Source organism: Pseudoalteromonas sp. OF5H-5, from assembly GCF_021530695.1.
Taxonomy (GTDB): domain Bacteria; phylum Pseudomonadota; class Gammaproteobacteria; order Enterobacterales; family Alteromonadaceae; genus Pseudoalteromonas.
This window is the reverse complement of the sequence record NZ_JAKGBF010000003.1, coordinates 218,863-240,714: the sequence shown is the minus strand read 5'-3', so window position 1 is coordinate 240,714 and position 21,852 is coordinate 218,863. Positions and strand designations below refer to the sequence as shown.

Genomic DNA, 21,852 nt, shown 5'->3' with positions numbered 1-21,852 from the left:
AAGCTTCTCATAGTGAAAATAAACGTTGAGGAGGCCAAATGGCTGATTTATTTGAGTCGATTAACTTAGCTGGTAAAACATTGAGCAATCGCATAGTGATGCCGCCTATGACCCGCTCGCGGGCAAGTCAACCCGGGGATATCCCTAACAATTTGATGGCAACCTATTACGCACAGCGTGCAACGGCTGGTTTAATTATTAGTGAAGGGACACAAATATCGTAACTCGGTAAGGGGTATGCTTGGACACCGGGGATCTATTCAGACGCCCAAGTTGCTGGCTGGAAACAAGTCACAAAACAAGTGCATGATGCAGGCGGTGTTATGTTTGCGCAGCTTTGGCATGTTGGGCGAGTATCGCACCAAAGTAATACCGCTGGGCTTCAGCCGATTTCAGCTTCAGCAATTCAAGCTCAGGGTGTGAAAGTTTTCATCGATGAAAATGACTCCCCTGATTTTATTCAAGCTCAAACACCTAGAGCAATGACCCAAGCAGACATCAATAATGTTATTAACGAATATCGACACGCTGCACGTAACGCGATGCAAGCAGGATTTGATGGAATTGAACTGCATGCAGCGAATGGTTATTTGATTAATCAATTTTTAGACTCTCACTCAAATCAAAGGACTGATGGCTATGGTGGCTCTGTTGATAACCGCATTCGCTTTTTGCGTGAGGTCGTGACGGCGGTGAGTGAAGAAATTGGCAGTGACAAAGTGGGTGTTAGACTTGCGCCGCTTACTACCTTAAATGGTACAGTAGATGAAAACCCTGAGCAGACATACCTCGCGGCAATTAAACAGCTAACTGCGCTCAACGTATGCTATGTGCACATCGCAGAAGCGGATTGGGAAGACGCGCCAGATATGCCTCTGAATTTTAAATACGCAATTAGAGAGGCATTTAATGGCGTATTAATCTATGCCGGAAAGTATACGAAAGGGCGCGCCCAACAAGCTCTTAATGAAGGTTGGGTTGATATGATTGGATTTGGTCGTCCTTTTGTCTCTAATCCTGATTTGCCCTACAGACTGGCAAATGATTTGCCCTACAGACTGGCAAATGATTTGTACTTAAACGAACATCAGTCTGAGACATTATTTGGTGGAGGTGAACAAGGTTATACTGATTATCAAATTCACGCCTCAAATCCAATTAACGTAAAAGAGGCTAAACGTTAGCTTTCAATCTGCGTATGAATTACTTAATGAGTACGCAGCCCCAATAATGACCATTTTAAGGTGAGTACAATGTAGCTAACTTTTGTGCTTGTTTCTCCTGAATTACCGCTAATGATAGTTTATGTAAATGTATATAGATTGGAGTTTGGTCTAAAAATAGATAATAATGTTGGCAAATTAAAGGAACTTAATACACTATACTTCAGAAAATGAAAAATATAATTCTATTTGCCACTGCACTGCTCTGCACCATCTCTGCTAACGCCCAGTTACCCGTAGAGAGTTACGCACAACTACCTAATATGAGTAAAGTTTCACTCTCACCCAGTGGTAAGGCCGTTGCGTATTTACAAAATTATGAAGGAAACCTTGTTCTTACCGTTCATGACCTAAAAACGCATAAAAAAAACTATATCCTGCAAACTGATAATAAAACGATAGCACTTGGTTGGTACGATTGGGCCAGTGATGACATGCTCTTATTTGGTGCGAATTACACCAAAGTGCAGCGAGGTGTAAAATACACCTCATCTCGTTTATTTAAATTTGATTTAAAAAATCCTACGGATGAATTAGTTCAAATCAACCGTGCTTATCGCTATGAAATTTCGGCACAATTTCAAGATGACGTGATTAGCATACTGCCAGAACAACCAAACAAGATATTGGTTCAAACTGACTTTGATATGGCAAACAAGCCGAGCGTTTATATCTTAGATATAGCTAAAGATAGACGCGAGAAAGTTGTTCGAGCAAGAAGAAAAATATCTAGCTGGATAGCCGATCAACAAGGCAATGTAAGAATGGGTTATGGGTTTGAAGGGATCACTGCCTATTATATGCTCTATGATATTGAGACGAAGGATTTAACCGATTTCTATACCTTTCAGGCTCGTGGCCCGGAAGCTATCCATATTCTTGGATTTGATAAAGACCCAAATATTATTTACCTCACCGCACTTCATAATGGTAAAAATGCGCTGTTTAAAGCAGACATTACTAAACGCCCGCTTTTACCTCAGCTTATTTTCTCCGATCCAGACTATGATTTTGATGGCAGTATCATTTATTCACACGACGGCAGAGCCATAGGCTTCAGCCATTCCAACCTTGATAACTCGAGAATTTACTGGGACGAAGACCGCAAACGCCTTCAACGCTCACTTAAAGCGGCATTACCAAACTACGACACCGTTGTTATAAGTATGAGCACGGATAATAAAAAATACATAGCGTACGGCGATTCAGACCAAGACTCCGGTACATATCTGATTGGTGACAGAGAAACCAGCTCTTTGGCAGGGTTAGGACGTTTATATCCGGATATTACCGGTGACAATTATTTGGGCAAACAAAGGGTATCGTTTAAAGCGCGTGACGGCCTAGAAATTGAGGGTTACTTAACCCTACCTAAAGCATTCGATGCGGCTGCTCCAACAATCATCTTTCCACACGGTGGACCATACTCTCGCGACTACGCTGGCTTTGATTACTGGTCTGAACTATTGGCAAGCAGAGGCTTTGTGGTTTTCCAACCTAACTTTAGAGGCTCTTTTGGTTATGGTTTTGACTTCTTTAATGAAGCAAATCAAGGTTGGGGAGGAAAGATGCAAGATGACTTACAAGATGCGGCAAACTGGTTGATTGCAGAAAAGTATGCACTCAAAAATAAAATTTGTATAGGTGGTGCAAGTTACGGCGGCTATGCGGCACTAATGGCTGTGGTAAAACATCCTGAAACGTTTCAATGTGCAGCAAGTTTTGCCGGTGTTACAGACTTAGAATCGATAGTCAGTCGTGCGCGCTTTTTCACAAACAAAGAGCTTGTTCGTGACCAATTCGGACAAGATATTGATAAACTTAAAGCACAATCTCCTGTTAACTACGCTAAGCAGATTAGCCGCCCCGTGTTACTTATTCATGGTGATGACGATAAAGTCGTGCCTGTGAATCATAGTCGTGACATGGCAGATGAACTTGAAGATCATGACAAGAAGTTCAAATACATAGAGCTCGAGGATGGCAACCACCATCTGAGTTATCAAGCACATAGAGTGAAGACGCTTACTGAGTTTTTAGCTTTTTTCGAAAGACATCTTAAGTAGCAAAGCGCCGCAATTAGCGGCGCTTTTTATTGAGAGAGCGACTTCTTCTGTCACAGAGTTGATGTATGATAGGGGCTAATATAAAGGAGAATTATTGTGCAGCTCGTTAAATTATTCGCCATGGCGTTGATGCCTATGCTCAGTGTATCTCAGGCCTCGGCAACGTCATTTTTAGTCTTTGGTGATATGCCCTATACGGAGATAGACAGAGGCATGTTGATGCCAAATGGTGCTCTGCACGAAAAGGTAAATGATATACAGCATGATTTTATGGTGCACGTAGGTGATATGAAATCCGGTGCTGAGCCCTGTACAGACCAGCTGCTTAAAGATAATTATGCCCTGATCTCAAATGTAAGTAGTCAACCTTTTGTATTCACGCCCGGAGACAATGATTGGACTGACTGTGACCGTGAAACCCTGAACCCTAGGTTTGATGAATTAGAGAGATTGGATTTCATCCGTAAACACTTTGCGGTGCAAACACCTGAGCTACCGGCCTTTAAACGCCAGTCAACAGTACCAGAAAATCAATCTTGGATAGTGGATGATGTGCAGTTTTTAACTTTGCATGTGCCTGGTACCAACAACGGTCGCAGACAAATCTTATTATCCGATAAAAAAGTAGTGCACGAAGAATCTCATCGTCGTGATGTAGAGAATATTAAGTGGTTGGACAGCTTGTTGACGTCAAACCATAAAGCCGCGGTGATATTTCTACAAGCCGACCTATATCAAAAAGAGAAGCATTCAGGACGTTGTGATAAACACTCGAAAGCTCAGTGCGATGGCTATCAATTATATCGAGAGACACTTGCAGAGTATGCAGCTCAACTCAGTTATCCGTTGCTGTTGATACATGGAGATACGGGAGAGTTTTGCTTTTCTGAACAGTCAAAAAATTTATGGCGTCTTAACGCCCCTGGCGACTTTCAATATTTAGATATTGCAAAGGTTAAAGTTAAGGGAGGTAAAAAGAAGCCGTTTAAGGCAACACGGCTTCTTTCGCAAGATAAAATAGCTAAATGCAAGGGGCTGTAAAGCCCCTTTACACACTTTTTACGTAGCTGTACATGAAGCGTAGCGCGAATAGCTTGCCGTAACTACAGTAAAAGCTCGCGCTGTTTATTGTGGCTTTCAAACTGCTCTTGCTTGACTGTATTGACAAAATGCCACTCACTTTCTACCTTCTCTTTTGTGAAATTAAGCGTTAGATAACCACGCTGATGAATATTGGCATATTCAAGGTCATCGACTAGTAATTGCAATACCTCAGCGAATTGTAGCGCCTGCTCATCGCCTAATTGCAAGTAATACTCAAGCCCTGGAGAGCTGACTGACGCTGTCGCATATTCTTGACCACAAACGGCTCCGCTTGCATCGCAGAGCTTACCTGACCAGGCGTTGTGCGTATCTCCAGCAACGACTACTAAGTTTTTATTGGCCGCTTTTGCTGTTTGTAAAATTACTTCACGTTCAATCGGGTAGCCGTCCCATGAATCCAAATTATATGGTACGGTATACGTGACTCGCGCTTTTTCTTGTGCAGACAATGTTGAGTCACCAGCAAGCAGCCTGCCCTTTATTTGAGCAAGCTCTGTTAGTTGCGTCGGCATTTGTGCGGAAGGGTTTGCAAGAGACATGAGCAGCTCGACTGGGATCATCATTTTAGTCATCAATACTTGTTGCCCTAAAACTTGCCATTATTATTGTTCCTTAACTGCAAAATGCGCCATATAGGGCGCACTTATCTACTACTTGAAGGAACTAGCTTAGTTAAGCATTATTACAATTTAACGATTGGTCTTAATTAGTGCGGGTTTGGAACAACGCGATTTCTGCCACTGCTTTTGGCCTCTAGTAACATCGTATCTGCACGACGAATAATGCTTTCAACGCCAGACTCACCTGCGCCAAATTCAGCAACCCCAAATGAACTGGTAATATCGACCTCTTCACCGACCGCAATTTGAAATGATGCCTGCTCTATCATAATACGTGCCCGCTCGGCGACTAAGATTGCCCCCTCTAAGCCAGTATTAGGGAGTACCAGAGCAAATTCCTCTCCACCTAGCCGAGCTATTAAATCCGTGTCTCGTAACATGTCAGAGAGTCGCGAGCTCACGTGAACCAGCACTAGGTCTCCCGCTTCATGGCCAAATTGCTCGTTAATTGCACGGAAATTATCGAGGTCGGTCAGTATCACACTAAATGGTGTTCTGTAACGTTCATATAACCTAATTTGACTGTCAACTTTATCGCTTAACTGCCTACGACTGGCGACGCCCGTTAATGGGTCAGTTTTAGTAATAAAATCGAGCTCTTTACGTAAGTGATCGAGTTCGCTATGCATCGCTTTTGTTGTGGTAATGTTATCTCCGTAGATAACGAAGGCATCATTCTGCAGCGAAAAACATCGTAATCTGAAGAACTCACCACTTAAGGTATCAATTTCAATTTCTGGATAGTCTAATTCACAGCCGTTGCTTAAGCCTAAAAACCATTCCGTGAGTTCATCTCCGTCGATTCTATCATCAAACGTATCGTCTGTTTGTGGGTCGAAGATATTACTCAGTGTGCGTCCTGTTATGTGAGACGAGGGTTGTTCAATTAGCTTCGCCATTGCTTTATTGCAAAATTCAAGAACCGACTTGTTGCTAACAATAGCAACGGCATCGTCACTTTTATTGAGCACTTCACTCAGTAGGGATTGTAAATGGTTAGCGTTAGACATAATTCAATTCCGTTAGGCTTTTTGTTATTTTAAATCAATCGGGAAGATTTATCTTAGATCTCGCGCAAATCACACAAAAAAGACATTTTGATTTCGTTATCTACATCAATTGATTCTAATTTAGCACCAATCATATTCCATTTCACTTATGTTTAATGCAACAAATGAAACGTATAGTTACCTCCATACACAAAGGAGGAACTATGTTAAAACCAACGCAACTCGCAACGATTATTTCTGCTTTGCTATTGCTAAGTGCATGTGGCGAAGCTGAGCAGGCAAGCAGTCAAACTCCGCCTCTTCAACCAATTGATGTAGCACCAACACCGCAAATTAGCATTGCTGATTGGCACACCTATACAACACGCCTTTCTTCTCCAAACGAAGTCGCACTTCGCGCTCGGGTCACAGGAGTTATCGGCTCGGTAAACTTCAAAGAAGGAGATACGGTGCACCAAGGCGATGTTTTATTTGAGCTGGACGATAGAACTTTCTTGGCTGAGGTTGCCAGTCTTGCCGCACAAGTGAAACGTGCCGAAGCGGCCCTTTCGCAAGCAAAAAGTGAGTCAGCGCGTGCGCTTCGATTAAGCAAGCAAAAAGCGATTTCAACCGAAGAAGTCGATGCCCGTGTTTCGCTTACCGCACAGCGTGAAGCCGAACTAGATGCGCTTCGCGCTTCATTTAAAGCAGCTCAACTAAACTTAGAGTTTAGCAAGATCACAGCACCAATCAGCGGCAAAATTTCATTTGCTGAGGTCACTCAAGGTAACACCATTAGAGCAAACGACACCTTGCTTACGACGATAGTCGCAACCGATAAGATGTATGCGTATTTTGATATCGACGAGCGAACTTGGAATAGCCAGTTTGCATCAGTGACGGAAGGTGAGCCGCTTCCTGTGAAATTACAGTTATTGGGCCGTGAGTCACAGCCAGTCATGGGTGAGCTAGACTTTATTGACAACGCCATCGATGACCACTCCGGAACCCTAAAAGTACGCGCTTCTTTTGATAACCATAGTGGACAATTACGACCTGGCTCGTTTGCGCGAGTGAGTCTTTCATCCGGTGAGCAAAACGACCGAGTATTAATTCCAGACCGCGCAGTGGGTACGGATCTTAAAAATCGCTTTGTTCTTGTCGTCAACGACGCGAATACACTTGAATATCGTCTGATCACACTCGGTAATCGCTATGGCGAATTTCGTGCAGTTGAATCGGGTTTAGCCGCAGGAGAGCGTATCGCGGTGAATGGCCCAGCGCGTGTAGGCCCTGGCATGCCGATAAGCCCAAACTCAGTGACGCTTACCTTGCCAGATAACATCGCCACAGAAGTGGTTGCGATGACGCCAAACGATTCTTCACAAGGATTAAACTAATAATGAAATTTTCCCATTTTTTCATTAAACGGCCTATTTTTGCGGCGATGATGTCGCTTGTGATATTAATCGCAGGAGCCATTTCCCTTTTTCAGCTTCCCGTTAGTGAGTATCCAGAGGTGGTACCGCCGACGGTTGTGGTATCTGCAACTTACCCCGGTGCAAACCCAAAAGTCATTGCTGAAACCGTTGCAACGCCACTTGAGCAAGAGATCAATGGTGTTGAGAACATGCTGTATATGTTTTCTCAAGCAACCAGTGATGGTCGTTTAACGCTTACCGTGACTTTTGCACTTGGTACTGACTTGGACCGCGCCCAAGTTCAAGTACAAAACCGTGTAAATAGCGCTATTCCAAGATTACCGCAAGAAGTACAACGTTTAGGGGTTGTTGCTGAGAAGGCGTCACCAGATCTCACTATGGTGGTGCACTTGGTATCGCCAAGCGGCTCGCATGATACAAGCTACCTCTCTAACTATGCCGATATTTATGTCAAAGATCAGATAGCGCGCTTGCCGGGAGTTGGTGATGTGAAGCTATTCGGCGGCGGTAAATACGCCTTGCGGATATGGCTAAACCCCGAGCAATTGGCTGAAAGAAACTTAACCGCAAGCGATGTGGTTCGAGCAATCCAACAACAAAACCGCCAAGTAGCAGCTGGCTCTTTGGGTGCTCAACCCACAACGAATGAAAATCAATTCCAAATTCTGTTAAACGTTAAAGGGCGTTTGGTAGATACCAGTGAATTTGACAATATTATTGTTAGCGTATCGAGCGATGGCGCGATCACTAGACTCAAAGACATTGGCCGAGTTGAGCTTGGACAAGATAACTACGCGTTAAGAGCTTTGCTAGATGGAAACGAAGCGGTGGCAATGCCGATTTTCCAGCGTCCTGGTTCTAATGCGATAGAGCTGTCGGATCAGGTGCGTGAAACCATGAAAGAGTTATCGACACGTTTTCCTGAAGGGGTTGAGTACGATATTGTTTATGATCCGACAATTTTTGTTCGTGGCTCAATCGATGCGGTAATTTCAACATTATTAGAAGCCATCGTACTTGTGGTATTAGTCGTTATCTTATTCTTGCAAACATGGCGCGCTTCGATTATTCCGCTGGTAGCGGTGCCTGTATCGTTAGTTGGTACCTTTGCTGCAATGCAGTGGCTTGGTGTTTCTATCAATACTTTGTCGTTGTTTGGTTTGGTACTAGCAATCGGTATCGTGGTTGATGATGCCATTGTCGTGGTTGAAAACGTTGAGCGTAATATTGAAAACGGCCTCGCGCCCTTCGAGGCCACTAAACAAGCGATGTCAGAGGTGACAGGCCCTATTATAGCGATTGCATTGGTGCTTTGTGCGGTGTTTATTCCAACTGCTTTTATTACCGGCTTGTCAGGCCAGTTTTACAAACAGTTTGCCCTCACGATCACAATTTCGACGCTGATCTCGGCATTTAACTCATTAACATTATCACCAGCGCTAGCTGCACTACTATTAAAGCCGCACGGTGCTAAACCAGACAAACTCACAGTGGTGTTAGATAAATTGTTTGGTCAGTGGCTATTCAAACCGTTTAATCGCTTTTTTGATAAGGCAGCTCACGGCTATGTTGGACTAGTAAAAAAACTTATTAGACTGAGCACCATTGTGTTGGTGGTTTATTTAGGGTTAATTTTTGCTACTACTAAGTTGTTTAGCACCATCCCTGGTGGCTTTATTCCACAACAGGACAAACAGTATCTTGTTGCGATTGCCCAACTGCCAGACGCTGCGAGTTTGGATAGAACAGAAGCCGTTGTACGTGAGATGGAACAAATTGCATTACAGACTCCAGGCGTTTTACATTCCGTGTCTTTCCCTGGGCTTTCAGTAAATGGTTTTACAAACAGCCCAAATAGCGGGATTGTATTTGTTGCCCTAGATAAATTTGAAAGTCGCACATCGCCAGAGTTGTATGCGTCTTCAATCGCTGCGCAGCTTAATCAGAAGTTTGCCATCATAGATGAAGCGTTTGTCGCGGTTTTCCCACCGCCACCAATACAAGGGTTAGGCACCACAGGTGGATTTAAACTGCAAATTGAAGATAGAGCAAACCTTGGCTTTGAGAAGCTATTTTCTGACTTACAAGCAGTGATCGCAAAAGCGCAGCAGCAACCGGAGCTAATGGGACTGTACTCAAGCTTTAGGATCCAAGTACCACAAATGGACATTGATATCGACCGTGAGCAAGCAATGGTACAAGGCGTACCGCTCGAGGAAGTGTTTAATGCATTACAGATCTATTTAGGTTCAATGTACGTCAATGACTTTAACTTATTTGGTCGCACTTATCAGGTTACCGCTCAGGCTGACGCTAATTTTCGGGCAGATCCTGCACAGATTCTGTCTTACAAAGTAAGAAACAACTACGGTCAAATGGTGCCACTTGGCGCGGTACTCAAAGTCACGCCGACAACGGGGCCTGATCGTGTTATGCACTATAACGGGTATCCTACCGCCGAGTTAAATGGCAGCCCTGCGCCCGGATATTCTTCGGATCAAGCGCAAATGGCAATTGAAGCGGTGCTAAACGAAACGCTTAGCGAAGGCATGGCATTTGAGTGGACTGAAGTCACCTATCAGCAGATCCTCGCGGGTAATGTGATGGTGTATATCTTCCCACTGGTTGTACTCTTGGTGTTTATGGTTTTGGCATCGCAATACGAAAGCCTAAAGCTACCATTTGCAATCATCCTCATTGTGCCAATGACCATACTGTCAGCATTAGTAGGGGTGTGGCTAACAGGCGGCGATAATAATATCTTTACCCAGATTGCTCTTATCGTTTTGGTTGCTTTGGCGTGTAAAAATGCAATCCTAATGGTGGAATTTGCCAAAGAAGAGTATGAGCAAGGCAAGACTAATTTGGAGTCAATTGTTGAGGCATGTAAACTACGTTTACGTCCTATTCTGATGACGTCGATTGCCTTTACCGCGGGGGTTGTACCTCTGGTACTTGCAACTGGTGCGGGTGCTGAAATGCGCGAAACCATGGGGATTGCAGTATTCTCAGGAATGATAGGGGTTACCTTATTTGGTCTATTGTTTACGCCTATTTTCTTTATGGCGATGACGAAGCGATTATACATGCCAAGAATACGTGAAGCGCAGAGTGCCCCCAATACCATTCCAGTAAAGGATTAATAACTTGTAATCATGTTTAAAGGCCCATTGGGCCTTTTTTATGCTGCTTTTTATTGCCTTGTAACCGCACTATTCACCTTAACTTCATCCGTTTACGCTAAATTATCAGATACCGTCTTTTTCTCGCCGGAGTCTGTTTATGAAATCTCAAATTGCCTTTGCTGTTTTAATTAGCGCTGTTCTCAGTGCATGTGGCGAGGACATCTCAAATTGTAAAATTGAGCTTAGTGAAACACTTAGTCGCTATCAATGTGATAATGATTCGGTGATAAAAGTTGACTACAACGACAGTGATAAGGCAACTGTCCATTTTGACGAACAGGTGGTTAAGATGAAGATTGCGCGCTCAGCCAGCGGTGCAAAATATCAAGGTGATGGGTTTGTGTGGTGGACAAAAAATGATGAAGGTATGTTGCTTAGACAGGAAAAAGATAAAAACAACCGCATCATCGCACGTTGCGAGATGCGGCCCAACGAAGCCTTAACAGTGAAGGCGCAATCAAACTGATTATAAATGCTCGTCCCAATAGGCAACGTCACTTATATAGAATTAGGATGTCTTATACCGACAACTTTTCAGGTGTAGCTAAAGTACTTTTTACAAACTCAATGGCAGCGCTTACATTAGCAAATAAAACTTGATCTAATGGCTCTGGCATGCCAATTTCTTTGCGCATTTTTTCAATCTGGCTTTTCGCAATTGCCGACTTCAACACATACGCAGCACTAACACAGCCTAACTGCAAACAGCGCTTTGCTGTATTTACCAGTAACTTGTAGGCTTCTGGTGTCGCAGCTATGGCCTTTTCGGAATAACTCACGTAACCCCATGTCGAAGAATGGATCTCGGCTCGACATTGCTCTAATGCCCTAGAAAAATAATGGATCATAGACTCATTAATATTTCCTTCGAAACAGGCAAAGAGGATATTTTGCTCGGTCCAGAGGGTTACTTTCCCGCACCGAGTTTGATAACTATATTTTGACATTAATCCTTATCCGGCTCCTTTCGAAGTGCGGATTATACATCAGCACGACAAGGTTAAAAAAGAGTAATTGCTACTTTTTTAACCTAAATCGCATATTATGCTTATGGCTCAGCGAGTTGCTGTTTCGCTGCCTCAGATTCTTCTTTTAGGTAGTTATTAAATGACAAGCCTAAAAACTGCGGTAAAGTAGCGCTAATTGCCAAGGAAGACAAAGTACCAATGAGAATGCCACAACACAACGCCATGGCAAAACTATTAAGTCCCGCGCCGCCTAACCACCATATCGCTAACACTGTTGTGAGCGTCGTTAATGAGGTGATAAGCGTGCGGCTCATTGAATCCTTTATCGCTTGGTCTATGGTATTGCCCACGGGACTGTTTTTCCACTGCTCTTCGAACAAAAGCTCTCTAACTCTGTCACCAATCACAATCGAATCGTTGAGTGAGTAACCAATAATCGCCAGCAGCGCTGCAAGCACGGTTAAGTCAAATTCTACTTGCGTTATTGCAAACAAACCTAGCGTCACAATCACATCATGAAAAAGCGCGATACTTGCGGAGACCGCTAAGCGCCACTCAAATCTAAACGCCAAGTAAATCAATACACTAAGTAATGCGAATATACCAGCAAGGCCACCTTGCTCAATTAACTCATTACCCACCTGCGCACCAAGATAACTGGCGTCTAATACGCTTGCTTGCCATTGTGTTTCAATTCCTTCTATCCACTGTTTGACGTGTGTTTCATCGGTGGACTGAGGGGTTTGGAAAACTCGCCAGCTACCATCGTTTTGTAGAGAGATTCGCGCATCTTGAACACCAAGCTCAGCTAGCTTGTTTTGCATTTCTGTTTGGCTCGTTTGCTTGGGTAAATCGATAACCGTAACGTAACCGCCGGTAAAGTCTTGGCCTAATACAATGCCTTTTTGAGTGTTGGCTATGAGACTTGCAAGGACAAGTAACAATCCAGAAATTAGCCCGACGAATCTTGCCTTTTGCGTTTTACTTGTCATTTTACTTTGCGCCTTTACGTGATTTTGAATAAAGAGATTCTGATAACATACCGGAGACGACCACACCGGCGAAAATACTGGTTACTATGCCCAGCGCCAAAGTGATCGCGAACCCTTTCACTGGTCCATAACCGATACCAAGTAGGATAAGAGCAGTTATCATCGTGGTTAAGTTGGCATCGATAATACTCGACATGGCTTGTTGATAACCTTGCTTTAATGCAGTAACCATCCCAATGCCTTTACGCCTTAATTCGCGAACGCGCTCAAAAATAATAACATTGGTGTCGACGGCCATACCGATAGTCAAAACTAGGCCCGCAATGCCGGGTAAGGTAAGCACAACACCAGGAAGCAGCGACATTAATCCAATCAGGCAAACTAAGTTTACCAGTAATGAGGTAATGGCCACTGCGCCTAGCTTGCGATACCATACTGCCATAAACAGCAAAGTTAGGCTTAGCCCTAACGCCAAAGCTTTAAAGCCGCTTTCAATATTCTTTTCGCCCAATGAAGGACCAATGGTTTGCTCTTTCACAATGGTGATTGGTGCGTCAAGAGAACCCGCCCGCAACAATAATGCTAACTCTTGCGCGCGTTCCATTGACTGCATATTGGTAATACTGAATCGGGTATTTAATACTTGTTGAATAGTGGCTACTGAAATTACCTCCGTTTTGCGCTTAATCTCTCCTTTTGGATCCGCGTAATATTCGCTGAATACGGTAGCCATTGGTTTACCAACATTGTTTCTAGAAAATCGGTTTATCTTTTCACCGCCTTGAGAAGATAAGAATAGTTGCACTAAAGGCTTGCCGTATTCATCTCTTCCTGCTGTTGCGGACTCTATTTCATCCCCGCCAAAAATGGCAACTGGGTCGACTGAAACCAAAGCGCCAGATTTATCCTTTAATTTTTGACCTCCCATTTCTTGTAATGCATGAAATGAAAGCTTTGCTGTGGCGCCGATAATACGCTTGGCTTGTTCTGGGTCTTGCACGCCAGGTAATTCGATTCGTATATAGTTAGTGCCTTGACGTTGCGTAACTGCTTCTGTGATCCCGAGTTCCTCAATACGCGAACGTAAAGTAGATAGCGCTTGGGTCATTAACTGCTTATCGAACTCTGCTTTTTTCGCTTCGGCAAAACGGAAATTAACTCTCGTTAAACTGCCTTGTTTATGAGTTGTACTGGTAAATTGTGGATAGAGTTCGCGCAGTGTCGCAGTAAGTGCTACGAGTTCATTTTGCCCTTGCGCTTTCGCTATGACCTCAACCTGCTCGCCACTGATAACTTGAGGAATAGATAGGTTACGATAACGATTTTTGATCCGTAGGCTATTGGCTTCGTCTGCGAGTGACTGCAGTTTATTTTGCGCCGCTTGCTCTGTGTCAACCTTGAGTACGAACAACACACCGCCGTCCAAGTCTAGTCCGAGCTTGATAGGTTTGAGTCCAGTGCTTTCTAACCACTGTGGCATCGTTGAAGCACTAACAACCTTAACACTTAGCTTGGAGTGAGACTCAGCCATATAAGCACGCGCTTCGGCGGTTAGCGTGCGGTTTTCAAGTTCAACTAAGTAGCCACCTTGATGAGACTCGATTTGCTTGACTTTGAATCCCTCTCCTTCTAGCTGAGATTTAAGCTCAGGTAGCGACAGAGACACTACCTCGTTACTACTTGCTTGAATTTGAATCAAATTCTTATTGGGATACAAGTTTGGTAGTGCACAAAGGATCAACAAGAACACAATAAGCGCAGTAAAAAAGCGTTTTGCACGCGCGGTTGCTCCACGAGAGGTTGATGGCCTCGTTGGCGAATTTATATCTTTCATATTTTTCTCATTATCTATCTGAGCGATACCGATTTGCTAACGAATACTGGTCATACAGACGTTAGGGTGCTGGTATCAAAACTACTATTTGGGTACTTTATTGGTAGTAGATAATGATTAAGAGGCGAAGTTGAGACTGCCTTTGAAGGTTAAGTTTGCCGGCTTACAGTTGTCGATAAAGCCATTGTTTGGCCGAGTATCACACATATACCAAGGTACAGGCTTAGGTCTATTGATGTCATAGACTGAGGCCGGTATATATTTTTCTGCTGCAAGCTCAAATACAAGCGCATATTCGGCTTGTTGTTTAGGATGTAGAAAATAACTAGGGTGGCTAGTACGCTCGCGTTCCGGTAATAAGCCCTTTTCGTGATGCGTGGTTTCACCACTGAGCTTTATTGGACTTGTAGGGCTTGGCTTACTGGGTAACTGATTGGCGTCAGCGAGGCCCTTTTGGGTGATGTTTACGAAGCTCGTGCTGTGCGTATCAGAAGTATGGGATAAGTGATTATCAGGCGTTCCTGTCGCGCACGCAGCAGCTACCCATAACAACATGAGTAATGACATAACGGCGAAAAGGTTAAAACGCTTCATGAAAACTGATTAAACAACTTATTAGATAAAATTACGAGATTGGGGCGATAGTAGCAAATTCAAGATAGTGGTATCAATTATAATGAATGTGAGAGGCATAAAAAAACCTCCAACTTGGGAGGTTTTTCTTGTCCAGCGAGTGGATTAAGGATTTACTTGGTCTTTTAGGCCTTTACCTGCTTTGAACGAAGGAATGTTCGCAGCTGGGATTTGGATTTCAGCGCCAGTTTGTGGGTTACGACCAGTACGCGCAGCGCGCTCTTTTACTGAGAATGTGCCAAAACCAACTAAAGCAACAGAACCGCCATCTTTTAGTGTGTTAGTTACTGCGCCAGTAAACGCTTCTAAAGCACGGGTTGCCGCTGCTTTTGAAATCTCTGCGTCTGCCGCCATCTTTTCAACTAGTTGAGCTTTATTCATTATTAGATTCCTATAACTTTATAATTTGCCTAAGCAAAACCTATGTTTATGCATTTTGCGTTTATGTGCAACCCCAAAATTGCGAAATTCGACGAAATATTTATTATTTTATTGCGTTTCGCCCCGGATCCTGTGGGTTTGTAATCAAACGCTATCAATTTGCTGGCAACTGCGCAAGCTTTGTACCCCATAAAATGCGATTAAAACTCACTATCAGGTAGAACCCCACACTCCACAGTGCGCCAAATACTGGCCAAAAAATGTACCAAGGTGTTGAGATAGAAACTACATCAAAGTTAGCTGCACCGAGATAGCTAGGTGGCGCGCAGACCAAAAATACCACTAATAATATCGGCGCTTTGAGCGTTAATAGTTTGGAAAGTGCATTATTTATTGTCAGCACCAATGCTATCCACAAAACCCAAAGCCAAACCGGAAGTAATTCACTACCTTGGTAATTGATGAGCTGAGCTTTGACCGCAATCAATTCAATGCTCATTCCTATGGCGGAACCTACGAGTGCAAGCACCAAATTGAGGCGCTTATTTTGGTGTCCTGCGAGCATAACGAGACAGCCTAGCAACATCAACCAAAGCGCGTCTGCTTGGAAAAATAATGCAGCAAACCACATACTTTGGAAGAGTAGCGCGTTAGTAATCCAATGTTTGAGTACAGACATTTGACTGGTATCTTGGTTTTCTGGCGACTAAATGCACGGCACTAGTTGCTCTTTGTTTAAACGCCCCTTCGCAGTAGCATAAATAAAATTGCCAAAGGCGATAAAAGCGTTCATCGAAACGTTTACCATCAAGCGAAGGCCATGCTTTTTCAAACCGAACACGCCAATCGTATAGCGTTCTGGCATAGTGCAGACCGATATCATGGAGTTCGTGGACAACCATATCGGTGGAATTTACGATTTGCTTGCTCATTTCACTCACGGAAGGAAGACAACCGCCAGGAAAAATGTACTGCTGAATGAAATCCGATTGCTTGAGGTAATGTTGATAACGTTGGCAGGCGATGGTAATGGCCTGAATCAGCATCGCGCCAGTCGGTTTCAGCAAGTCGTTGCATTTGGCAAAAAAGCCCGATAAATAAGCATGTCCAACTGCCTCAATCATTTCGATAGACACTAGCTTGTCGTACTGGCCGTCCAATTCGCGGTAATCTTGTTTTAGTAATGTGATGTGCTGCTGCAACCCTTCTTTTTCAATCAGTGCTTTTACGTAGGCATGCTGCTCTTCTGAAATAGTTGTTGTGGTTATATGGCAGCCGTAGTTTTTTGCAGCATAAACCGCAAATGCGCCCCACCCGGTGCCAATCTCAACAACTTTGTCAGCTGCCTGAAGATCCAAACGCTCACAGATTGCGGCTAACTTATGTTGCTGCGCTTCTTCAAGCGATGCTTCCTTTGAGGGATACACTGCACTAGAGTACAGCATTTCTTCACTTAAAAATGATTCATAAAGGTCGTTACCAAGGTCGTAGTGGGCGACAATGTTACGCTTTGAGCCTTGTTTCGAGTTTTTATTTTTAAGATGCTTTATCTTATTCACAATGCCGGAGAAAAATGCAAACTTATTTTCAAATGCATCTAGCTGAGCTTGGTTTAGGACGAAGATCTCAATCAGTTTGGTTAAATCCGAACAACTCCAGTGACCAAGAATGTAAGATTCACCTGCGCCGACACTGCCGCCAAGTGCAAATAGCTTATACATTTGCGCTGAATGAACATGAATATCAACGCTTAGGCTTGTTTCTGACTCACCAAAACAGTATTTTTGGTCGCCTTCGACAAGTACCACTTTTCCGGTTTCTAAGGTATTCAACGCGCCAAAGACGAGCTTTTTGTACACTCTATCGAATGTAGAAAGCGAAATTGATGAGGATATTGTCGTGGTATTTTCCATCTTATACTCTTCCGGGGTGCCCAACAAAAGGCACTTTTTTTAAAAATAACTTCAACGCTTGCCAGTAGATGCCTTTAGCTATGCTCCATGTCATTGCTGGAAACCACTTAAGCAATTGATTAATATTTGCTTCATTGAGCTCCTGCTTTTTGAGCGTCATCGTGGCATCAAATAGCAATTCGTCACCTTTTCTGTTTTCAATATGGATTAGCGTATTGCTACCGGGTGGCTTCACTTTCCAGTGGTAGTGCATATCCAAATTCATAAAAGGTGATACGTGAAATTGCTTTTTAAAGTTCACTTCTTTACTTAATTCAACTAAATAAAAATGACGCTCATTCCAAGGCGTATTACTGACCTCAGCGAGCATATGGCTAAAACCAGCCCCCTTCTCGTCTTCAAAAAAGTAGAAATTAACCGGACTGAAGTAAAAGCCTAAACAGCGTATTTGCGCCATTAAATATACTTTTGTTTGTGATGAAACGGGTTTGCCTAGCGAATTTGACTTAGCACGTGCGCGCTCAACTAAGCTTTCGCCTTCTGTGAGGATATAGTCAGCTTGATTGAATTTAAGCAGTTTTAAGCCGGATGTACCAAACTTTGACGAAATACTATTGAGTGCGTCGAGCTCACTTAAATCTAGCCACATCATATACATGGGGTAAGAAAAAGCATGCTTGGCATGAGCGAATCGCCGATGCCGAACTTTTCCCACCAGTATTGCACTGTTCAAAATGAGATACCCAATTGCTCGGCCACATCTACCGCACTTCTCACCCCATCTTCATGAAAGCCGTTGAACCAGTACGCACCACAAAAATAACTATGGTGTTTACCATCGATGTCGGCTTTACGTTTTTGGGCCGCAATGCTGGTGGTATTGAAAACGGGATGATGATAGACAAAGCGACGGATCACTTTGTCTTCAGCTATCCCTTCATCATGATTTAACGTGACACAGTATTGATGTTTAGCGTCAAACCCTTGCAGTATGTTCATTTGGTAGGTGACAACAGCGGCTTTGTCCGTCGCTTCGTTTAATAAATAGTTCCAACTGGCCCACGCCAGCGGACGTTTTGGCAATAAACGGGTGTCAGTGTGCAGCACCACTGAGTTTGCAGTATAAGGAATTGCACCAAGTATCGCTTGTTCATCACTCGATGGGGTATTTAGTAACGCTAAAGCCTGATCGCTATGACATGCAAAGACGACTTTATCGAAGTACTCATTACTACCATCTTTGAAGATGATGGTCACACCAGAGTCATCACGAACTACTGTCTTGATGTCGGCATTAAGCACAATATTGTCTTTAAATTCTGCCACCAATGGTTGAATGTATTCCCTCGAACCACCTGGGATAACATACCATTGAGGGCGATTTGTGATGTCCAAGAGCCCATGGTTGAAGAAAAACTGGACAAAGAATTTAGCTTCAAAGTCGAGCATTTCTTTGATACTGGTTGACCAGATAGCTGCGCCCATCGGCAAGATGTAGTGCAGCTTAAAAAACTCATTAAATTGGTGTTGCTGTAGCAGTTTACCAAGCGTTTCAACACCTCGATAGTCGTCTTTTTCGTATAATGATTTACAAAGATCATTAAAACGCACAATATCCTTTAGCAATCGCCAGAAGGTCGGCCTCAGTAGGTTACGTTTTTGTGCGAATAGCGTGCGGAGTGAATGGCCATTGTACTCAAACTTCGATTGACTGTTGTGAACACTAAAGCTCATTTCGGTTTCTTGGCGACTAACACCAATTTCAGCCAGCAATTTTTCAAACTTTGGATAGGTTCTGTCGTTAAATACGATAAAGCCGGTATCAACCGCGAGCTTTTCACCTTGGTATTCAACATCAATAGTTGCTGTATGCCCGCCAATATAATCATTTTTTTCAAAGACTTTCACGTCATGTTGACGACTTAACAGGTATGCTGCGGTCATACCTGAAATACCGCTTCCAATTATTGCAATCTTAGCCACGGGCTATCCTTTTTGCGAGAGGTAACCACAACGAAAACGGCAGTAACCTGAGAAGTTTTAAAAATAGAGTAAATCTTTTTGGGAAATGTATTTCCTTGCTGCGCTTTTCTATTCCTTTGCTAATGTAACTCACGGCCTCATCGACACTTACAATAAATGGCATCGGAAAGTCGTTTTTATCTGTCAACGGCGTTTCTACAAATCCTGGGTGAACTAAGGTCACATCAATGTCTTTTAATGTTGCTGTCAGGGTGCGCGCTAAATAGCTGACAGCCGCTTTCGACGCACCGTACGCTTCGGCGCGAGGCAAAGGTAAAAATGCACTGCTGGAACTTACGATGCAAAGTTGCCCGCCTGATTTAATTTTTGGCAGTAAAACGTCTAGGCAGTGGCCGATTGAGATGACGTTGATATGCATTACTCGCTCAAACAAATAGCCGTCAAATTGGTTGGGATTATCGATATACTCACAACCACCTGCGTTGAGGATCACAAGATCCAAGCCGTCAATATCTTTGAAGTTATCTTCTATCTCTTCGCGGTTTGTTAAATCAAATGCTTTGCTCTTTGCACCTACGCTGCTTTCTAATTCGTCTAACACTTTTTGGTTTCGGCCACAAGCAGTTACTTGATGTGACTGTTTTGCATAAAATTCCGTAAGACCTTTACCTATCCCTGATGTTGCGCCAGTAATTAAGATGTTGCTCATGCCGTGATCCTTTTATCCAATAGACGAATCACACCACCGAGTAGTGGAACTTGGCGATACAGCATTTGCGCACTGTCAAAGTAATCCCGATGTTGCGCCACTTTTTCGCCAATAAAACTTAAACGACTATGACCATCGACTTCTATGACCTTACCGCCATTTAGCTTGGGGTGTTGATAGGACATAGTCCAGTAGATAAAGCTGACGTCATCAACTTGATAGGCGTTCGTAACAAGAAATTCGATTTCAGAGACATTTTCATATAACACCTGAAAATAACTCGTTAGCGCATCAAGTCCTTGAATTTTATGTAAAGGGTCTACGAAACTGATGTCCTCAGTGTAAATTGAAGCCAATTTACCGAGACAGTATTTGTCTATTTCATTATAAATTGCCACGAATCGCTGCGTTCTGTGATCCATACCTATTTAAACCTTAAATGCGTCAAGTGCTCTTGCTCTTGCTTCTTTATGATCAACCAGCGGCTCTACATAGTCATCCTTTCCGCCAAATGCCGCTAAATAGTCATGAGGAAAATGAATATGCTTTGCTGGAACATTTTTCAATTCAGGCACATATGTACGAATAAAGGAACCATCGGGATCAAACTTTTCGCTCTGCGTGATGGGATTAAAAATACGAAAATAAGGCTGCGCGTCACACCCCGTACTTGCAGCCCACTGCCAGCCGCCATTATTACTGGCAAGGTCGCCATCTATTAACTTTGACATAAAATAGGCTTCGCCTTTACGCCAGTCGATGAGCAAGTGTTTGGTTAAGAAGCTGGCAACAATCATGCGTAGCCGATTGTGCATCCAGCCAGTTTTATTGAGCTGACGCATTGCCGCATCGACAATCGGATAGCCAGTTTGACCATTACACCAAAGCTCAAAAGCTTGGCTGTCGTCACGCCACCTAACCGCGTTATATTTATCATTAAAATTAAAACCTTTACATAAACGCGGGAAAGCGACGATAAGATGGCGATAAAACTCACGCCAAATGAGCTCGTTTACCCAACAAAACTCTGGTTTACTTGGGTTTTCAAGCACTTCAGGGTAATGAAGTTGGATCTCTGCGATGAGCTGCTTGGGCGACACAATGCCTAATGCCAAATATGGGCTGAGCCCCGAAGTTCCTTTGATTGCAGGGAAATCACGGTCATCTTGGTAGTCTGCTAGTTTGTCCTTAATAAAACGATTTACAATCGCGACAATGGCATTATCATCGGCTGGCCACTTTTCAGATTCATTGGTCAACTCGAAGAAAGTTGGCTTTTTGAAGTTTGCTTCATGTTGCTTATCCAATGGCCAACTAGTGAAGTGAAATTGCTGCCCCACAAAACGTTTTAACCATGCTTTTTTAAAGGGGGTAAACACCTTGAACATCTCACTGGAGCCCGTAAGCACAGAGCCCGGTTTGGCAACGAGATCGCCATCGAATAATTTTAACGTGATCACAGTTTCACACGCTTCATCGCGCGCCACTTCATTTACTTCATACTCTTTATTTGCATATAAGCAATCAATGCCTTTATCGTCACAAACAACTTGAAGCTGCGCCGGCAGCTCAGCGAATGTGCTCGCTTCAATGATATGTAGCCTAATGCCAAATTCACTAAGCTGGCTGCCAAGCTCAAGTAATCTGCGCTCAAGTAGGTCGAGCTGAATACTGGCTACGTTGTGTGACTGCCACTGTGGCTTGCAATAAAAAAAGAGCGCATCGCGTACGCCCTCATTCACGGCTTCAATCAAAGCCTCGTTGCCGTAAACCCTGAGATCACGGCGAAACCAAAAAGCTGTTTTCATTA

General features: G+C 43.5%; 18 protein-coding genes and 2 pseudogenes. 6 read left to right on the top strand and 14 right to left on the bottom strand.

Going from position 1 to position 21,852, the window contains the following annotated elements:
* Window positions 1-38: 38 nt before the first annotated feature.
* The 3 genes and pseudogenes from L1271_RS05940 (at window position 39) to L1271_RS05930 (ending at window position 4,330) form a co-directional block, all read left to right on the top strand.
* A pseudogene (locus tag L1271_RS05940) lies at window positions 39-1,184 on the top strand (alkene reductase).
* A gap of 209 nt (window positions 1,185-1,393) precedes the next feature.
* Entirely contained in the window at window positions 1,394-3,289 is a 1,896-nt protein-coding gene (locus L1271_RS05935; protein WP_235367333.1) for an alpha/beta hydrolase family protein, read from the top strand.
* 96 nt (window positions 3,290-3,385) lie between these two features.
* Window positions 3,386-4,330, top strand: coding sequence for a hypothetical protein (locus L1271_RS05930; RefSeq protein ID WP_235367332.1), 945 nt, complete (start codon window positions 3,386-3,388; stop codon window positions 4,328-4,330).
* A 62-nt stretch (window positions 4,331-4,392) separates the two neighbouring features.
* Here the strand turns inward: L1271_RS05930 and L1271_RS05925 are convergent.
* Both L1271_RS05925 and L1271_RS05920 read right to left on the bottom strand, forming a co-directional pair.
* Window positions 4,393-4,980, bottom strand: a pseudogene (locus tag L1271_RS05925) (alkaline phosphatase D family protein); the annotation flags it as partial.
* Window positions 4,981-5,099: 119 nt separating this feature from the next.
* Window positions 5,100-6,023, bottom strand: coding sequence for a sensor domain-containing diguanylate cyclase (locus L1271_RS05920; protein ID WP_235367331.1), 924 nt, complete (start codon window positions 6,021-6,023; stop codon window positions 5,100-5,102).
* Between the two features lie 203 nt (window positions 6,024-6,226).
* On the opposite strand from L1271_RS05920, the gene L1271_RS05915 reads away from it, so the two are divergent.
* From L1271_RS05915 to L1271_RS05905, 3 genes are all read left to right on the top strand, one after another.
* Window positions 6,227-7,402 carry an efflux RND transporter periplasmic adaptor subunit gene (locus L1271_RS05915; protein ID WP_235367330.1) on the top strand — a complete coding sequence of 392 codons (1,176 nt, stop codon included), beginning with the start codon at window positions 6,227-6,229 and terminating at the stop codon, window positions 7,400-7,402.
* A gap of 2 nt (window positions 7,403-7,404) precedes the next feature.
* Window positions 7,405-10,587 (top strand): efflux RND transporter permease subunit, encoded by a 3,183-nt coding sequence (locus L1271_RS05910; protein WP_235367325.1) that lies wholly within the window; start codon window positions 7,405-7,407, stop codon window positions 10,585-10,587.
* Window positions 10,588-10,726: 139 nt separating this feature from the next.
* On the top strand, window positions 10,727-11,095 hold the full coding sequence (locus L1271_RS05905; RefSeq protein WP_235367323.1) for an MliC family protein: 369 nt from the start codon (window positions 10,727-10,729) through the stop codon (window positions 11,093-11,095).
* 52 nt (window positions 11,096-11,147) lie between these two features.
* Here the strand turns inward: L1271_RS05905 and L1271_RS05900 are convergent, their stop codons facing one another.
* The 12 genes from L1271_RS05900 to phrB form a co-directional block, all read right to left on the bottom strand.
* Window positions 11,148-11,576, bottom strand: coding sequence for a hypothetical protein (locus tag L1271_RS05900; protein WP_235367320.1), 429 nt, complete (start codon window positions 11,574-11,576; stop codon window positions 11,148-11,150).
* Between the two features lie 101 nt (window positions 11,577-11,677).
* Window positions 11,678-12,589 (bottom strand): protein translocase subunit SecF, encoded by a 912-nt coding sequence (gene secF, locus L1271_RS05895; RefSeq protein WP_235367318.1) that lies wholly within the window; start codon window positions 12,587-12,589, stop codon window positions 11,678-11,680.
* Window position 12,590: 1 nt separating this feature from the next.
* The gene (secD, locus tag L1271_RS05890) at window positions 12,591-14,423 is read right to left on the bottom strand and encodes a protein translocase subunit SecD (RefSeq protein ID WP_174169206.1); all 1,833 of its coding nucleotides are present in this window, start codon (window positions 14,421-14,423) and stop codon (window positions 12,591-12,593) included.
* A 117-nt stretch (window positions 14,424-14,540) separates the two neighbouring features.
* Window positions 14,541-15,017: a hypothetical protein gene (locus L1271_RS05885; protein ID WP_235367316.1), complete on the bottom strand. Its 477-nt coding sequence runs from the start codon at window positions 15,015-15,017 to the stop codon at window positions 14,541-14,543.
* Between the two features lie 144 nt (window positions 15,018-15,161).
* A complete protein-coding gene (locus L1271_RS05880) occupies window positions 15,162-15,437 on the bottom strand; it encodes an HU family DNA-binding protein (protein WP_010377204.1) in 276 nt (91 codons plus the stop codon).
* A gap of 154 nt (window positions 15,438-15,591) precedes the next feature.
* Window positions 15,592-16,116 (bottom strand): DUF2878 domain-containing protein, encoded by a 525-nt coding sequence (locus L1271_RS05875; RefSeq protein ID WP_235367314.1) that lies wholly within the window; start codon window positions 16,114-16,116, stop codon window positions 15,592-15,594.
* A complete protein-coding gene (locus L1271_RS05870; protein WP_235367312.1) occupies window positions 16,088-17,350 on the bottom strand; it encodes an SAM-dependent methyltransferase in 1,263 nt (420 codons plus the stop codon). Before L1271_RS05870 ends, L1271_RS05875 begins: the two co-directional genes overlap by 29 nt.
* Window position 17,351: 1 nt before the next feature.
* On the bottom strand, window positions 17,352-18,083 hold the full coding sequence (locus L1271_RS05865; RefSeq protein ID WP_235367309.1) for a DUF1365 domain-containing protein: 732 nt from the start codon (window positions 18,081-18,083) through the stop codon (window positions 17,352-17,354).
* Window positions 18,080-19,333, bottom strand: coding sequence for an NAD(P)/FAD-dependent oxidoreductase (locus L1271_RS05860; protein ID WP_235367307.1), 1,254 nt, complete (start codon window positions 19,331-19,333; stop codon window positions 18,080-18,082). The genes L1271_RS05865 and L1271_RS05860 overlap by 4 nt, the downstream gene beginning before the upstream one ends.
* On the bottom strand, window positions 19,326-20,042 hold the full coding sequence (locus L1271_RS05855) for an SDR family NAD(P)-dependent oxidoreductase (RefSeq protein WP_235367305.1): 717 nt from the start codon (window positions 20,040-20,042) through the stop codon (window positions 19,326-19,328). The genes L1271_RS05860 and L1271_RS05855 overlap by 8 nt, the downstream gene beginning before the upstream one ends.
* Window positions 20,039-20,464 carry a nuclear transport factor 2 family protein gene (locus L1271_RS05850; RefSeq protein ID WP_235367300.1) on the bottom strand — a complete coding sequence of 142 codons (426 nt, stop codon included), beginning with the start codon at window positions 20,462-20,464 and terminating at the stop codon, window positions 20,039-20,041. Before L1271_RS05850 ends, L1271_RS05855 begins: the two co-directional genes overlap by 4 nt.
* 6 nt (window positions 20,465-20,470) lie before the next feature.
* On the bottom strand, window positions 20,471-21,850 hold the full coding sequence (gene phrB, locus L1271_RS05845; RefSeq protein ID WP_235367297.1) for a deoxyribodipyrimidine photo-lyase: 1,380 nt from the start codon (window positions 21,848-21,850) through the stop codon (window positions 20,471-20,473).
* Window positions 21,851-21,852: the final 2 nt, after the last annotated feature.

What these genes read in the sequence shown, in the direction of transcription:
- L1271_RS05935 (WP_235367333.1), top strand. Translation starts at nt 1,394, where the DNA reads ATGAAAAATATAATTCTATTTGCCACTGCACTGCTCTGCACCATCTCT.
- L1271_RS05920 (WP_235367331.1), bottom strand. Translation starts at nt 6,023, where the DNA reads ATGTCTAACGCTAACCATTTACAATCCCTACTGAGTGAAGTGCTCAAT.
- L1271_RS05915 (WP_235367330.1), top strand. Translation starts at nt 6,227, where the DNA reads ATGTTAAAACCAACGCAACTCGCAACGATTATTTCTGCTTTGCTATTG.
- L1271_RS05910 (WP_235367325.1), top strand. Translation starts at nt 7,405, where the DNA reads ATGAAATTTTCCCATTTTTTCATTAAACGGCCTATTTTTGCGGCGATG.
- L1271_RS05905 (WP_235367323.1), top strand. Translation starts at nt 10,727, where the DNA reads ATGAAATCTCAAATTGCCTTTGCTGTTTTAATTAGCGCTGTTCTCAGT.
- L1271_RS05900 (WP_235367320.1), bottom strand. Translation starts at nt 11,576, where the DNA reads ATGTCAAAATATAGTTATCAAACTCGGTGCGGGAAAGTAACCCTCTGG.
- secF (WP_235367318.1), bottom strand. Translation starts at nt 12,589, where the DNA reads ATGACAAGTAAAACGCAAAAGGCAAGATTCGTCGGGCTAATTTCTGGA.
- secD (WP_174169206.1), bottom strand. Translation starts at nt 14,423, where the DNA reads ATGAAAGATATAAATTCGCCAACGAGGCCATCAACCTCTCGTGGAGCA.
- L1271_RS05885 (WP_235367316.1), bottom strand. Translation starts at nt 15,017, where the DNA reads ATGAAGCGTTTTAACCTTTTCGCCGTTATGTCATTACTCATGTTGTTA.
- L1271_RS05880 (WP_010377204.1), bottom strand. Translation starts at nt 15,437, where the DNA reads ATGAATAAAGCTCAACTAGTTGAAAAGATGGCGGCAGACGCAGAGATT.
- L1271_RS05875 (WP_235367314.1), bottom strand. Translation starts at nt 16,116, where the DNA reads ATGTCTGTACTCAAACATTGGATTACTAACGCGCTACTCTTCCAAAGT.
- L1271_RS05870 (WP_235367312.1), bottom strand. Translation starts at nt 17,350, where the DNA reads ATGGAAAATACCACGACAATATCCTCATCAATTTCGCTTTCTACATTC.
- L1271_RS05855 (WP_235367305.1), bottom strand. Translation starts at nt 20,042, where the DNA reads ATGAGCAACATCTTAATTACTGGCGCAACATCAGGGATAGGTAAAGGT.
- L1271_RS05850 (WP_235367300.1), bottom strand. Translation starts at nt 20,464, where the DNA reads ATGGATCACAGAACGCAGCGATTCGTGGCAATTTATAATGAAATAGAC.
- phrB (WP_235367297.1), bottom strand. Translation starts at nt 21,850, where the DNA reads ATGAAAACAGCTTTTTGGTTTCGCCGTGATCTCAGGGTTTACGGCAAC.